Source organism: Acinetobacter sp. TUM15064, from assembly GCF_008980265.1.
GTDB lineage: Bacteria > Pseudomonadota > Gammaproteobacteria > Pseudomonadales > Moraxellaceae > Acinetobacter.
On the sequence record NZ_BKFU01000182.1, the window covers coordinates 1 to 560 of the forward strand.

The 560-nt window shown below is 39.1% G+C and carries 1 protein-coding gene; it reads right to left on the reverse strand.

Going from position 1 to position 560, the window contains the following annotated elements:
- Positions 1-560 (reverse strand): Ig-like domain-containing protein (locus tag GBI16_RS18320; protein ID WP_151707627.1); only part of this gene is annotated, 560 nt, incomplete at both ends.

Consider the following 560-nt stretch of genomic DNA (forward strand, 5'->3'; position numbering starts at 1 on the left):
GTTACCTACTCGATCTATGACAACGAACGTTAATTCTTCTCCATGTAAATACACTTGATAGAAGTAACCCGTTATATTACCAGTGCTATCTGCATAACCATATCCTATAGATTCACCCGCAGCATTTGTGATTTCTATCCGACTATTTGCTTCCGCTTGTGCTGTAAAGTTTTGGCCATTCGCATCAAGTACAATATTTTTAATCGGATTTGGTGCAATATCATCAAATGGAGCCTTAACTGAAACAGCTTCACTCACATTTCCAGCTCGGTCTTTAACAGTGACTGTGAACTCTTCACCATGTAAATTATTGCTACCTAAGAAAATAGTAAATGTACCGTCCGAGTTTATGGTGTTATCCCATATATTCACGAGCTGACCATTATGATCAAAAACCTGAATCGTAGTATTCAGTTCTGCTACACCCGTAAGATATGAACCATCTTCTGAGAAAACTAAATTACTGGCTGGTGTAGGAGCAACCGTATCAGCGGTAATTACAGTATCGGTGCTTACTTGTCCGCGAGCATCCTTAATTGATAAGAAAAATTGCTCGCCAT